Source organism: Marinovum algicola (assembly GCF_900109145.1).
GTDB lineage: Bacteria > Pseudomonadota > Alphaproteobacteria > Rhodobacterales > Rhodobacteraceae > Marinovum > Marinovum algicola.
The window spans coordinates 1-12,749 of record NZ_FNYY01000021.1 but is presented as its reverse complement, the minus strand read 5'-3'; the positions used below and the strand labels follow the sequence as shown (position 1 = coordinate 12,749).

The 12,749-nt window shown below is 64.3% G+C and carries 16 protein-coding genes; 2 read left to right on the top strand and 14 right to left on the bottom strand.

The window, feature by feature from the left end; genetic code table 11:
* Nucleotides 1–31: 31 nt before the first annotated feature.
* The 4 genes from BMW90_RS21000 to BMW90_RS20985 all read right to left on the bottom strand — a co-directional run bounded on the left by BMW90_RS21000 (nucleotide 32) and on the right by BMW90_RS20985 (nucleotide 3,026).
* Nucleotides 32–937 carry a 3-hydroxyacyl-CoA dehydrogenase family protein gene (locus BMW90_RS21000; RefSeq protein ID WP_211568988.1) on the bottom strand — a complete coding sequence of 302 codons (906 nt, stop codon included), beginning with the start codon at nucleotides 935–937 and terminating at the stop codon, nucleotides 32–34.
* A gap of 24 nt (nucleotides 938–961) precedes the next feature.
* Nucleotides 962–1,759 carry an SDR family NAD(P)-dependent oxidoreductase gene (locus BMW90_RS20995; protein WP_074838884.1) on the bottom strand — a complete coding sequence of 266 codons (798 nt, stop codon included), beginning with the start codon at nucleotides 1,757–1,759 and terminating at the stop codon, nucleotides 962–964.
* A gap of 1 nt (nucleotide 1,760) precedes the next feature.
* Nucleotides 1,761–2,105, bottom strand: coding sequence for a cupin domain-containing protein (locus BMW90_RS20990; protein WP_074838882.1), 345 nt, complete (start codon nucleotides 2,103–2,105; stop codon nucleotides 1,761–1,763).
* Nucleotides 2,106–2,189: 84 nt separating this feature from the next.
* Entirely contained in the window at nucleotides 2,190–3,026 is an 837-nt protein-coding gene (locus BMW90_RS20985; protein WP_074838878.1) for a cyclase family protein, read from the bottom strand.
* Between the two features lie 217 nt (nucleotides 3,027–3,243).
* On the opposite strand from BMW90_RS20985, the gene BMW90_RS20980 reads away from it, so the two are divergent.
* Nucleotides 3,244–4,008 carry an IclR family transcriptional regulator gene (locus tag BMW90_RS20980; protein WP_048532580.1) on the top strand — a complete coding sequence of 255 codons (765 nt, stop codon included), beginning with the start codon at nucleotides 3,244–3,246 and terminating at the stop codon, nucleotides 4,006–4,008.
* A 37-nt stretch (nucleotides 4,009–4,045) separates the two neighbouring features.
* Here the strand turns inward: BMW90_RS20980 and BMW90_RS20975 are convergent, their stop codons facing one another.
* The 8 genes from BMW90_RS20975 to BMW90_RS20940 form a co-directional block, all read right to left on the bottom strand.
* On the bottom strand, nucleotides 4,046–4,942 hold the full coding sequence (locus BMW90_RS20975; RefSeq protein WP_074838875.1) for an EamA family transporter: 897 nt from the start codon (nucleotides 4,940–4,942) through the stop codon (nucleotides 4,046–4,048).
* A gap of 171 nt (nucleotides 4,943–5,113) precedes the next feature.
* On the bottom strand, nucleotides 5,114–5,752 hold the full coding sequence (locus tag BMW90_RS20970; RefSeq protein ID WP_074838872.1) for a DsbA family oxidoreductase: 639 nt from the start codon (nucleotides 5,750–5,752) through the stop codon (nucleotides 5,114–5,116).
* Nucleotides 5,752–6,375 carry an NAD(P)H:quinone oxidoreductase gene (gene wrbA / locus BMW90_RS20965; RefSeq protein ID WP_074838869.1) on the bottom strand — a complete coding sequence of 208 codons (624 nt, stop codon included), beginning with the start codon at nucleotides 6,373–6,375 and terminating at the stop codon, nucleotides 5,752–5,754. The genes BMW90_RS20970 and wrbA overlap by 1 nt, the downstream gene beginning before the upstream one ends.
* 107 nt (nucleotides 6,376–6,482) lie before the next feature.
* A complete protein-coding gene (locus BMW90_RS20960) occupies nucleotides 6,483–7,370 on the bottom strand; it encodes a LysR family transcriptional regulator (protein ID WP_074838867.1) in 888 nt (295 codons plus the stop codon).
* 114 nt (nucleotides 7,371–7,484) lie between these two features.
* A complete protein-coding gene (locus BMW90_RS20955; protein WP_074838864.1) occupies nucleotides 7,485–7,841 on the bottom strand; it encodes a YigZ family protein in 357 nt (118 codons plus the stop codon).
* 103 nt (nucleotides 7,842–7,944) lie between these two features.
* Nucleotides 7,945–8,451, bottom strand: coding sequence for a hypothetical protein (locus BMW90_RS20950; protein ID WP_074838861.1), 507 nt, complete (start codon nucleotides 8,449–8,451; stop codon nucleotides 7,945–7,947).
* Between the two features lie 40 nt (nucleotides 8,452–8,491).
* The gene (locus BMW90_RS20945) at nucleotides 8,492–9,439 is read right to left on the bottom strand and encodes an SDR family oxidoreductase (RefSeq protein ID WP_074838859.1); all 948 of its coding nucleotides are present in this window, start codon (nucleotides 9,437–9,439) and stop codon (nucleotides 8,492–8,494) included.
* Between the two features lie 53 nt (nucleotides 9,440–9,492).
* Complete coding sequence (locus BMW90_RS20940) at nucleotides 9,493–10,518, bottom strand: aldo/keto reductase (protein WP_074838856.1); 1,026 nt, start codon at nucleotides 10,516–10,518, stop codon at nucleotides 9,493–9,495.
* A 118-nt stretch (nucleotides 10,519–10,636) separates the two neighbouring features.
* Here BMW90_RS20940 and BMW90_RS20935 point away from each other — a divergent pair, with 118 nt between their 5' ends.
* The gene (locus tag BMW90_RS20935) at nucleotides 10,637–11,233 is read left to right on the top strand and encodes a TetR/AcrR family transcriptional regulator (RefSeq protein ID WP_074838854.1); all 597 of its coding nucleotides are present in this window, start codon (nucleotides 10,637–10,639) and stop codon (nucleotides 11,231–11,233) included.
* A gap of 281 nt (nucleotides 11,234–11,514) precedes the next feature.
* Here the strand turns inward: BMW90_RS20935 and BMW90_RS20930 are convergent, their stop codons facing one another.
* Both BMW90_RS20930 and BMW90_RS20925 read right to left on the bottom strand, forming a co-directional pair.
* Nucleotides 11,515–12,429, bottom strand: coding sequence for an ATP-binding protein (locus BMW90_RS20930; RefSeq protein ID WP_074838851.1), 915 nt, complete (start codon nucleotides 12,427–12,429; stop codon nucleotides 11,515–11,517).
* On the bottom strand, nucleotides 12,426–12,749 hold a 324-nt coding region (locus BMW90_RS20925), incomplete at its 5' end, for an integrase core domain-containing protein (RefSeq protein ID WP_139211136.1). The genes BMW90_RS20930 and BMW90_RS20925, both read right to left, overlap by 4 nt.

Sequence of the window (12,749 nt, the reverse complement as noted above, 5' to 3'; positions counted from 1 at the left end):
TGCGCCGGTCTCCCACCGGCTTTTTGCTGACCTAGTCGAGAATGCCGTCGAGTTTCGTCAGGTGACGGCCCACCCGGGCGCGCGCCGCATCGGCCTCGGCCTCGGTCCATGTGCGGAACCCCTCGCCGCTTTTCATCCCGAGCTTGCCCTCTTGCACGAGTTGCCTGAGATAGGGCGACGGCCCCTGCCGGCTCTCCAGGTCGAAGAGCACGTTTTCATGAATATCGAGCGTCAGGTCGGTGCCCACCAGATCGGCGTTCTCCAGCGGGCCGAGCACGGCCAACCGCCGGCCGAAGCAGGATTTCACCACGGTATCCACCGCTTCCGCATCGCAGATGCCGCGTTCCACCAGGCTCACCGCCTCGCGCCAGAGCGCATGTTGCAGCCGGTTGCCGATAAAGCCCGGCACGTCCTTTTCCACCATCACCGGCGTCTTGCCGGCACTGGCCAGGAGCGCCATCATCCGGTCGGCGACGGCAGCGTCGGTCCACTCGGTCTTGATCACCTCGACCAGCGGGATCATGTGCGGCGGGTTCCACCAATGGGTGCCCAGCGCCCGTTCGCGCAGGTTCAGCCCTTCCATGATCCTGGTGATCTGAATCACCGAGGTATTCGACGCCAGCACCGCCTCCTTTGGGGCGTGCGCCTCGACCTCGGCGAAAATCTTGCGCTTCAGGTCGAGTTTCTCCGGCGCCGCCTCGAAGACGACATCCGCCTCTTTCACCGCCGCCCGCACCGAGGAACACAGCTCGATCATCTTCAGCGCGCGGGCGATTTCGTCTTCCGCGGCGCCCAGCGACTTGAGGCTGTCCGAAATCCGCTTTGGCGCGGATTTCAGCGTCTCTTCATGCGGGTCGGTGAGCGTCACATATTGCCCGGCGCGCGCCAGGGTGAGCGCGATGCCATGGCCCATGAGCCCGGCACCGATGACGGCCATCTGTTGCTTCTTGGGAACCATCGCTCAGCCCGCCGTATAGCCGCCGTCGGCATAGAGGATATGCCCGGTATAGAAATCTGACGCCTTGGAGGCGAGGAACAGCAGCGGCCCGGCCAGGTCTTCGGGCTCACCCAGCCGGCCCTTGGGCACGCGGGCGAGGAAGCCCTTGCGGACCTCCTTGGCCTTTTCGGTGTCCTCGAACATCCAGGCGGTTAGCGGCGAACGGAAGACGGTGGGCGCAATGGCGTTGACGGTGATGCCGGTCGGCCCAAGCTCGCAGCCCAGCGCCTTGGTGATGCCGTCGGTCGCGGCCTTCGAGGCGCAATAGGCGGTGTAGCCGGCCGGATGGCCCAGCAGCCCGCGCGCCGACGACACCAGCACGATCTTGCCGCCCTGCCCCTGCGCCTTCATCTGCCCGGCGGCGGCACGGGCCAGCAGCCAGCTTTGCGTGACATTGGCGTCCATCACGCTCTCGAAGGTCTCGGGCGCCATATCGTTGATCGGCGCGACCTTGTTCATGCCGGAGGCCACGACAAGGATGTCGAGCTGGCCAAAGGTGTTCACCGCCTCGTCAACGAGCGCCTGACAGGCACCCTCGTCGCTGGGCCGGGTATTGACCGCGCAGACCGCGGCCCCCAGCGTCCGGCATTCCTCGGCGATCGCGTCCAATGCCTTCTGGTTGCCGGCGGCCAGGACAAGGTTGCATCCGGCCCCGGCGAGGATGCGCGCGGCGACCATGCCGAAGGCGCCCGAGGCCCCGGTGATCAGCGCCACCTTGTCCTTGACGTCGAACATGGAAAGGGGGTTCGTCATCGCGTTCATTTCACACCTCCGGGGGGTAGGGAATGACAACCAGCATCTTGCAGGTGTCGTTGCTGCGGTTCTCGATCTTGCGGACTTCGCCCGGCGCGATGGTGCAGCTGTCCATCCGGCGCAGCACCGTCTCCTTGCCGTCGATGATCACCGTCATCTCGCCTTCGAGCAGCACATAGACCTTCTCGAAGGGGGTGCTGTCGGGGCCGGCGCCGCCGCCCGGCAGGAACTGGCTGTAGCCGAGCCACTGGTTCTTCGGCCCACCCTCCTCGAAACCCTGAAGCCGCAGCCCGTGACAGCCGAAATGATTGGGCGCCTCGTAGGGCTGCGCGTCCTTGAAACGTTTGATGTGCATGGCGGTCCCTCTCTGGAGCGGTGCTCAATGAATGCGCACCCTACGCGGTGCCTGTAGGGTGCGCCTTCACGGCGCACCGTTGGTTCAGAATTCGGCGCCGTCGTCGATGCGGAAGCCCTGGGATTTGTCGATCATCGCCACCAGTCGGATGATGCAGCCGTCACCGCGATCCCAGTTCCACGGGAAGAAGGCGAAGGTGCAGCGCTTGCCGGTCACCGCGTCAAGGTCGCCGCCGACGTTCTCGATGCCGAGGATGCCGTTCTTGAACAGGATGTTGTGCACCGGCTCCCATTCGGGGAAATCGTCTTTCCAGTCGTTGCCGCCGGACCACTCGCGGTATTCCTCTTCCAGATGCGGCAGCAACGGGCCGTTGCGCTGCGGGCCGATCGCGGTGGCCAGCGGGTGGTCGTTGGCCTGGGTGTCGTGGCCCACGACCTTGACGCCCTTTTCCACCATCCATTCGGCGGCCGAAGACACCAGACCGGGGCAATAGGCAAAGTAATCGCCGTCCTCGTAATCATGATGCCAGCCGGTGTTGATGATCAGCACGTCGCCCTTGCGGATCGCATGGCCGCAGGCTTTCTCCAGATCCTCGCCGGTGATCGGCTCCCATTTCTTCTTGGGGATCGACACCACCAGGCCGGTGCCGAAGAAATGCGGCAGCGGCACCTCGTCGATGAAGGGCGTGCCCTGCACCACATGGGCCGGCGCGTCGATATGGGTGGTGGCATGCATCGTGGTCGTGATGCGCTGGCTCAACACGCCGGATTTCGCCATGTAGTGGATACGTTCGATCTTGGTATCCTGGAAATACGGCCAGTTGGGGTTCTGAAACCCGAAGCGGTGGCTGAGATTGTAGAACTCCAGCCCCATGTCGTTGTCGGTATTTGCCTGAAACTCGATTCCGCGGATCTCGACCATCGGATTCACCTTCTCTGTTCACCGGCGAGGGCCGGTGTCGGTTGGCTTAAAACTTTGCAGAGAGCTCCTCCCTCTGTCCCGAATTACGGTACGTATCGACCACGATGCGGTCAACAAAAAACCTACAATGCGGTTGACGTGCACCGCATTGCGATACATAAATTTATATCAGCACTGGGCGCGCACGCCGGAAGAATGCAAAGGGATCAGATGATACATGCTTGAAGAAAAAGACAAAAAAGACCGTTCCGGCATTCAGGTCATTGCCCGCGCGGCGGCCATACTGAGGGTTCTCAAAGAGGAACGTGGCGGACTCAGCCTAGGCCAGATCGCCACGCGGGTCGACCTGCCCCGCTCTACGGTACAGCGAATCACCGGCGCCCTGTCCGCAGAGCGGTTCATCATCCAGGACCCGAAAGGCGGCGGCATCCGGCTCGGGCCGGAGCTTGGCGCCTTTGCCGAAGCCGCGAACTTCAACATCGTCGAACGTTGCCGCGCGATCCTCAACGAGGTGACGCAGGCAACCGGCGAAACCACCGATCTCGCGGTGCTGCGCAACGGCAGCATGATCTTTCTCGATCAGGTGCCCGGCCTGCACCGGCTGCGCACGGTGTCCTCGGTGGGCGAGGTCTTTCCGCTGTCGACCACCGCCAACGGCCGCGCCTGCCTGGCGCTGATGACCGATGACGAGGCCTTGCGCCTGATCGAACAGGAAACCGCCCGCGCGCTGTCCGTCAGCGACCGCCAGGCGACGCTGCGCAAGCTCGCCGAGATCCGCGAAACCGGCCTGGCCTATGACATCGACGAGCACACCCCTGGCATTTCTGCGGCGGGCTTTGCCTTTCGCGACCTCAGCGGCAATTATCACGCGATCTCGGTTCCGGTTCCGACCCTGCGCTTCGCGGCCGTCAGGCCGCAGCTGGACGCCGCGCTGCGCGACGCCCGCGACCGGGTGCAGAGCGAATTCCCGCTCGACCCCTAGATGCGATGTCTTGGACGATAGTTCCCCCGGGTCGAAGTCAGGCTCGGGCCAGGCGAGCGGCCCCGCGGTCCGCCCCCGGCGCAGCGCGGACCCGGTTCGCCCGCTGACCGTACCAGACCGAGCCAAGGACGATGACCGCGCCGGCGCCCTGCACCGGGGACAGCGACTGCCCCAGCCAGACCCAGCCGAGAATGACGGCGGTCACCGGGCTCATCATCCCCAGCATGGAAACCGCGCCGGGTTCGAGCCGGGCGACGCCCCTGAACCAGATCGCATAGGTCGCCGCCGCGCCGATGAGGCCGAGCCAGGCAAGACCGGCAAGGTTGGTGACCGTCAGCGCCGGCAGAGGCGGCTCGACGATCAGCGCCAGCGGCAGAAGGATCAGACCGCCGGCGGTCAACTGCCAGGCGGTGAAGCTGAGGGCGGAAACCGGCGGCTGCCATTTCCGGCTGAGCACCGTGCCCGCCGCCATCGACGCGGCACCCCCCAGGCCGGCGGCAATGCCGATGGGGTCGAGCGCGGCCCCGGGGCCGATCAGCAGCAACGCCACCCCGGCGACACCGGCGGCGGCGGCGGCCACCGCGCCGGCCCGGATCGCGGTACCAAGCCAGCCACGGGCCATGAAGATGACCATCATCGCCTGGAGCGCGCCCAGGGTCGCGGCGACCCCACCGGGAAGCCGGTAGGCGGCGACGAACAACAGCACCCAGAACAGCGCGAAGTTGAAGCTTCCCAGCAGGAAGACGCGGCCAAGCCAGATGCGCGGTGGCAGGCACCGGGTCAGCGCCAGAAGCAGCAGCCCGGCCGGAAGCGCGCGCAGCGCGGCCAGCGTCACCGGATAGCCGGCCGGCAGCGCCTCGGTGGTGACAAGATAGGTGCTGCCCCAGACGGCAGGGGCCAGTGCCGTGATAAGGATATCGGTCGTGCGCGACATGATGATGTCTCCTGTTCGAGGTTTACCAAGGCCAGTGATGGGAAAAGCGCGGCCCTTCCGGCCCGGGCAAGAGGCCGAGGTCGCGCAACAGACAGGGCGGCACGCGACGCGGAGCGCGGCGGCGACGGCTCGGACGGGGCCGGAACAACGAAAGAAACATCTGCCCCCCTTTCACGCCGCAAGCCGCAGCGCCGCGCGCAGTTGGGCGCGCAGATCCTCGACCGGGCCATTGACCAGCCGGGCGCCGGTCTCACGGACCACAAGCGTCGGCACCGCGCGCACCTGAAGCCTGCGGGCCAGTTGCCGGTCTTTCTCTACCGCATGGCTGGTGGCCAGGTCTTCGAACGCCCCGGCAAAAGCCGCCGCATCGAAGCCGAGATCTCGGGCGGCCTGAAAGATGGTGGCGCGGTCCGCGACATTGCGGGCCTCGGTCAGATGCGCGAATTGCAGGCGGTCGAACATGTCCCAATGCGCGCCCTGCCCGCCGATCCGTTCGGCTGCCTTGCAGCCCTGCGCGGCGATCAGCCCGTGGGGATAGTCGAAGCGGGCCGCCCGCATGGCCGCGATATCGACCAGCTCGGGCCGGTCGCTGGCCTGCCGGCACAGCTCCCAATGGCCCAGGATGGTTTCGCGCGCGTCCTCGGGCGTGCCCCAGCGCGCCGCCATTTCCGCCCGGCTCGCCTGCAACACAAAGGTCCGGTGGCGGATATCCAGGTCGAACTCCGCCGCAAGCCCGCGCATCCGCGACGAGATGTTGAAACACCAGCAGCAGACGACGTCATGAAAGAAATCCACGGTCAGCGCAGCCATCACGCGGCCTCTTCGGCGAGGGCGGCCCCGGAAAGAAGCGTGGCGATCCGGGCGACATGGGCGCCCTGGAACCGCGCGCCGGCCAGATCGGTCTCGGAGGGCGTGCGGGCGCCATCCGCGCCGGCGATGGTGCCGGCCCCGTAAGGCGCGCCGCCGACGATCCCCTCGGCCGAGGTCTGGCCGGCAAAGGTATAGGGCATGCCCGCGATCAGCATGCCGAAGTGCTGAAGCGGAATCTGCGTCGAGAGCAACGTCGCCTCGTGCCCGCCATGCTGCGAGCCGGTCGAGGCGAAGACGGCGCCGACTTTGCCCACCAGCGCGTTGCGCGCCCAGAGCCCGCCGGCCTGATCGAGAAAGGATTTCATCTGCCCGGCCATCATGCCGAACAGCGTCGGCGTGCCGAAGATGATGGCGTCATAGGCTTCGAGATCAGCCGGCGCCGCCACCGGGGTGTCATCGGCGACAAAGCCGGCGGATCGGCGGATCTCCTCGGGCACGGTGTCGGGCACGCGGCGCAGATCGACCTGCACGCCGGGCTGGCTCCGGGCGCCTTCGGCCTCGGCCTGTGCCAACGCGCGGACATGGCCGTAGCTGGAGTAATAAAGAACAAGAACGCGGGTCATGGTATCCTCTCGGGGTTTGCGGTTTCGCTGTCCAAGAGAATGGCGCCGGCGGCGGGCCGGAATAACCGGCGGGTTTTCACTTCATTCTTTACGCCGGCTGAAGAATGTCAGGCGGTCATGGCCACGCGCAGGTGATCGAGAAAGGCGGTGACCTTGGCATCCATGCCCAGCCGCGAGCCGGTCACGGCAAAGACCTCCGGCGCCGGAAGCTCCCACTCCGGCAGCACCCGGACAAGCGCGCCGCGCGCCTCGGCCTCTTTCGAGACAAAATCCGGCAAGGTGCCAAGCCCCTGCCCGGCAATCAAGAGATCGCGCAGCACCAGGCTGTTGCCGACCCGGACAGGCGGATCAAGCTCGATCGTGCGATGGCCGGCGGGGCCGTGCAGCGACCAGGAGCTCAGGTGATCGGCCAGCAGGAAACCGACGACCCGGTGGCCGGCGATATCCTCGGGCGTCTCAGGGCGGCCGGCCTGGTCAAGATAGGCGGGCGCGGCAAAGATCCTCTGCCGGATGCTGCCGATCTTGCGCGCCAGCAAGGCCGAATCCGGCAGGACGGCGCGAATGCGGATCGACAGGTCGAAGCCGCCTTCGACCATGTCGACGATCCGGTCGTCCAGCGACAGCGTGACCCGAAGCTCGGGATAGGCCGCGAAAAACCCCGGCAGCATCGGCGCGATGACGGCCTGGCCGAATGAGCTGGAGGCATTGACCTTGAGGTGCCCGCGCACCGCCCCGGCGCCGGCGCGGATGCGGGCCTCGACCCCGGTCACCGCCTCGAGGATGCCGCTCGCCTCGTCGTAGTACAAGCGCCCCGCCTCGGTCAGCGACATCGACCGGGTTGTCCGGGTCAGCAGCGTGCTGCCGAGGCTTTCCTCCAGCAGCTTGATCTCGCGGCTCAGGAGCGCCGGCGAAACGCCGAGATCCTCGGCCGCACGCGCAAAGCTGCCGCGTTCAACGATGCGCCGGAAGGCGTGCATGACGGAAAGCTTGTCCATCTGTCGATTGGCTCCGCAAGGCCCGAAAACGTGCCCCCCGCGGCGCACGCCGGATGCCATAACACGGATTGCATCCGGCTGCGAAGACCGGCCGCCGTGGCGATGTTCCCGCGGTCAGGACGTCCCCAGATCGTCGAGATAGATCCGCACCGCGCCCTGCACGTGGCGAAAGCGATCTCCGCCCAGGTGCTTGCCGCCGAACCAACGGGTGACGACGATAATGTGGTTGTGCAGCCGCTCCCGCTCCAGCATCCGCAAGATGACCATGCCCGCCCCGGCCTCGCCATCGTCGTTCTTGAGTGGGCCATCTTCGGTCAGAAGGCCCCAGGTGTTATGCGTGGCCTTGGCGAATTTCTTGTTGCGGCACAGCGCCTTGATAAAGGCCTTGGCCTCCGCCGCCGAGGTACAGGGCCCGCCCGAGACCGCGTATTTCGATCCGCGGTCGGTGATGACATTCTCCAGGATACGCATGCCGCAGGCTTAGAGCCGCATCTCGCCGGCGGCAAGGCCCCGCCGGGGAGTGTGTCACCAGAGCGGCCGCCCCGAGCGCGGCGCCCGGCGCAGCCGCAATGCCTCAGCCGGACGCCCCCGCCAGGGACAGCTGCGCCCGATAGGCTTGCAGCCGCGCATCGGCGTTTGTGTCGACCACAAGGGCGACCGCCAGCGCGGCGATGGTGGTAATCAGGCTCGCCCGCCAGATCGGCCCCGCGAGAAACGGGATCAAGACAGCACAGAGGGCGATGATCACCGGGAAGATGCGATAAACGGCGATGCGGTAGTCGTTCAGCACCTTGTCGGCCCGCGCGATCTCGGCGGTGAGAAAACCGGCAGGATCGGCGCTATAAGCCGCCGGAAATCCGGTCAACCGGGCCTGACTGAGAAAGAACAATCCAAGCCCGAGGATCAGGATCAATGTGCCGGCGATCAGCATGGGGATGACATAGGCCCGCGCCACATCGGTTCTGCCCATCTGCCAGAACCCCAGGCTGGCCAAAAGAAATGCCAGCGCGAAAAGGATGAAGACGGTGGAAGAGAGCATCTCGGCTCGCGTCCACTCCGTCGCTGTTTTCAAGATGTCCATGGTTCTGCCCTTCGTTTTAGGGATCGGCGCCACGCGGGTGTCACAACGCCCAGGTGAAACCGGTGTCCTGCTCGCTCCGCTCCCAGAGCTTGACCATTACTGCCTTGTCATGGGCGTGCGGCTCCAGCGTGCCTTGGCCGACCGGGCCCACGAATTCCATGCGACCGGTGGGGCCATAAAGCGCGCGCTGTTGCAGGCCGTCCTCAGTGGCACACATGATCTCCGGGTAGGCGCCCTTTTCGGCCGATTGCACCATCGGCGACAGCGACATCAGGCCAAAGATGATCCGGGTGGCCCAGCCGCCGCTGGTCGAGATCAGCGAGGTGCGGGACGAGCCGGGATGGCAGACATAGACCGCGACCTTTCGGCCGGCGGCCTGCGCCCGGTCCTGAAGCTCGTAGGCGAACATCATCTGCGCCAGCTTGCTCTGCGAATAGGCGGTGTTCGGGCCATAGCCCTTGTCCCAGTTCATGTCCTCGAAACGGATGGTCTTCAGCCCCATGTTGTAGCCGAGGCTCGCGACGACGACGATCCGGCCTTTCGACGCCTCGATGCGGTCGAAGAGCATGCCGCAAAGGGTGAAATGGCCGTAGTGATTGGTGCCGAGCTGGCTCTCGAAGCCGTCGGGCGTCAGCTTGCGGGTCGGCACCTGGGCGATGGCGGCGTTGCAGATCAGCGCGTCGATGCGCGGGGTGGTCCTCAGCACCTCTTCGGCAGCCATGCGGACAGAGGCCTGCTCGGCCAGGTCCATGCGGATGAAGCGCGCCGGGGCGTCGGCGCCGAATTCCTGCTTCAGCTCAGCCACGGCAGCGGCGGATTTCTCGGCGCTGCGGTTCAGCATCACCACCTCCGCGCCCTTGCCCAGCAGGATACGTGCCGCCTGAAAGCCGGCGCCAGCGTTGGCGCCGGTGATGACATAGGTCTTGCCGCTGAGGTCGCCGAGGCGCTCGGGCGTCCAGCCCTCGGGGCCGAATTGAGTGTCTTTCATGGGGGTCATCCTTGGTGTGAGAGGCGCCCGGTGAAGGCCGCGATGTTTTTCGCTCAGTCGTCGAGCATGCCGAACAGGGTGTCGCCGCGTCTCCACGTCGGCAGGTAGCCCGGATATTCAGGCTTCAGCGCGCTTACCGTGTCGAGCCGTGCCATCTCTTCTTCGCTCAGCGCGATGTTGGCGGCCCCGAGGTTGTCGACCAGCTGCGCCTCCTTGCGGGCGCCGACGATGACGCTGGTCACGCCGGGCTTGTGCAGCAGCCAGGCCAGCGCGATCTGCGCCACCGAGGCGGCCTTGGTTTCGGCGATGTCCGTCAGCACGTCGACGATGTCGAACCCCTGATCCTTGTCGATCGGCGGGTAGTCAAAGTTGGCCCGGCGCCCCGAAGCTTCGCTGTCACGGGTGTATTTCCCGCTCAGAAAGCCGCTGGCCAGCGGGCTCCAGATAAAGGTGCCGAGGCCGAGATCCATCGCCGCCGGAAGAATCTCGCGCTCCAGCTCGCGACCGACGAGGGAGTAGTAGGACTGGGCCGAGCAGAACCGCTCGGTGCCCAGCAGCCGCGCCATGCCATCGGCCTTGGCGATCTGCCAGCCGGCAAAGTTTGACAGCCCGATGTAGCGCACCTTGCCTTGGCGCACGAGGTCATCGAGCGCGCGCAGCGTCTCTTCCAGCGGCGTGGTGATGTCGAAATTATGCACCTGGTAGAGATCGATGTAATCGGTGCCCAACCGTTTCAGGCTGGCCTCGACTTCGCGCATGATGGCCAGCCGGCTGGTGCCCAGATCGTTCGGCCCGGTGGTCATGGTGTTGTAGACCTTGGTGGCGATCAGCACGTCCTGCCGCCGCGCGCCAAGCGCCTTGCCCAGCATCTCTTCCGAGACGCCGGAGCTGTAGACATTGGCGGTGTCGAAGATGTTGATCCCCGCCTCGATCGACAGGTCGACCATGCGGGTGGCCAGATCCTGCCCGGTGGCGCCGATCAACCCGGCATAGCTGCCGCCCTCGGTGTCAAAGGTCATCGTCCCCAGTGTCAGCTCCGAAACGTAAAGGCCGGTCTGTCCGAGTTGCTTGTATTTCATCCTGGCTCCTTTCGCGCCGTGGCGCTTGCGTTGGTAAACCTTGGTGTTTACATAGAAGCGGCAGCGATACGTGTAAACCCTGATGTTTACATTTTTCGATCCAAACCGGGCAAAAGAGATGAAACTGACTGAAAAGAAACGAAAAGATATTCTCGATGCGGCGATTCAGGAGTTCCGGGAGCAGGGCTTTCCCGCCGCGCGGGTGAACCGAATCGCCGAACTGGCGGAAGTGTCGAAGCGCACGCTCTACAAGCATTTCGAAAGCAAGGAGGTGTTGTTTCAGGCCATCACCGACATCCTTCTCGACGAGATCGCGGCCGCACCGAGGCTGCGCTATCACCCGGAGGCGCCGCTGCGCGCGCAGCTGATCGCGGCGGTGGAGGATTACATCTCGCATCTGACCGGTGAGCATTACATGGGGCTGAACCGGCTGGTGCTGTCCGAGCTTCTGCGCGACCAGGTGCTGGCGCGCGCCTTCTTTGACAAGGCCGCCTTGCAGGACGGCCCGATCTCGGGGCTGATCGCAGAGGCCATGCAGGCGGGCGCCTTGCGGCAGGGCGAGCCCGGTTTCGCGGCCGGTCAGCTCCTGTCGATGGTCAAGCATTTCCTGGTCTGGCCGCAATTCCTGCTGGGAACGCAGGCCGGTGAAAACGCAGGCAGCGTCATTGCCGATTGCGTGGACATGTTCCTCGCCCATTATTCGCCGGAAAGCTGACTGCGCTCTCGGCGGCCCAGGCCAGTCGGCGCACGTGACGCAGGGGCGTGGCCATGCGTGGCAACATGTGCCAAATCACCAAAAGCGTGCGCATCCAGCGATAGAGGGTGATTCGACCACACTACAACCAACTGTTTTCATTCAGTTAAATGGACACCCTTTTTCCGGTCAGGGAAAAGCGTGCGCACTGACATCAAAAGCATGCGCACCTACACCGGAGGGCTTGCAAAGAAAAAGGCCCGCTGAAGCGGGCCTGATGTCTTGTTACTGATGTCGAGGAGTTAAGTGCGAAGGAGCAGTTCCATCATTCGTTCGTGATCGAACCCGTCGCGATAGTCCGGCATGGTGAATGGGGAATATCCAAGCGGGGCCGAATAAGCCTTCGCGTAGGCATGTTCAAAATGATCTATAGCGCAGACCTCGTCGCCATTTAATTGAGCATAGGTGAAAGCTTCAATCAGCATTTCGATAACCAGGCCCCAGCGGTTGCAGCAGGCAAAGGCAAGCCGCTCCAAGAAGTCTTTAGTTCCGAGCGGTTCGAAATCCAGTCCGGCTCTTTCGGCGTAAGTAAACGTCAGCTGTAGCATCTCATCGAGATCGCCTTGTTTTTCCATGTCGATGCTCTCGAAACGAACGGTCCTGAGGAGGAATGAAAGTTGTTCCTCCCGAGCAATGTGCAGCGCCAGGCTCGGAACACCAGACAAGATTAGCATCAAAGGCCAGCGGGACTCTTTCAGGAGGGTTTTGAAACTGTCGAGTATCTGCTGGTTGGTTCGGTAGCTCTTTTCGACGAAGACGTGCTGACATTCGTCGAAATGAATGCCCACCACACCTTGCAGTTCGGCGTATTTGATGACTTTCTCCCAAATCTCGGCTTGGGTCCTTCGCCCTTTTAGGGAGTAGCCAAGGAGGTCGAGAATTTTTTGGCCCAGATCTTTCCACGTGATCTTGCCTGAGAGTATGCAGTGAAGGATCTTGGCCGGTCGCCCGTCGGGCATAATCACCGTCCCGTCGTTGAACTTCTCTCGGAGCCGCTCAATTTCTTTCGACTTTCCTTGGCGGGATTCCCCGATAACCATGATACCCCGGGCCTCAAAGGGTTGGCCAGATTTCGCCTTCACATAGTAGTCGGTAGTGCACCATGTCATCGCGTCGAAAAGTTGCTTACCCCTCGTGACCTGCCACTGAACTTTCATCCAGCCGCGACCGGAGCCCAATTGGTGTTTACGCCGGTTGGCGCAGGTTGAGCAATCGCCCGACGCGCGGAGCTATCATCTCGCGCAGCGGGACGGGCGATTGCGGTGGTCAGGGTCCGCGCGTAGTCGACCGGGGTCTGGTAATCCAAGGCCGAATGCGGGCGTTCGGTGTTGTAGTCCTCGACCCATGCGGCGATCACGACGCGCGCGTGTGCCAGGTTGCGGAACATGGTCTCGTTGAGCAGTTCATCGCGCATCCGCCCGTTGAAACTCTCGACGAACCCATTCTGCATTGGCTTTCCCGGTGCGATGTAATGCCA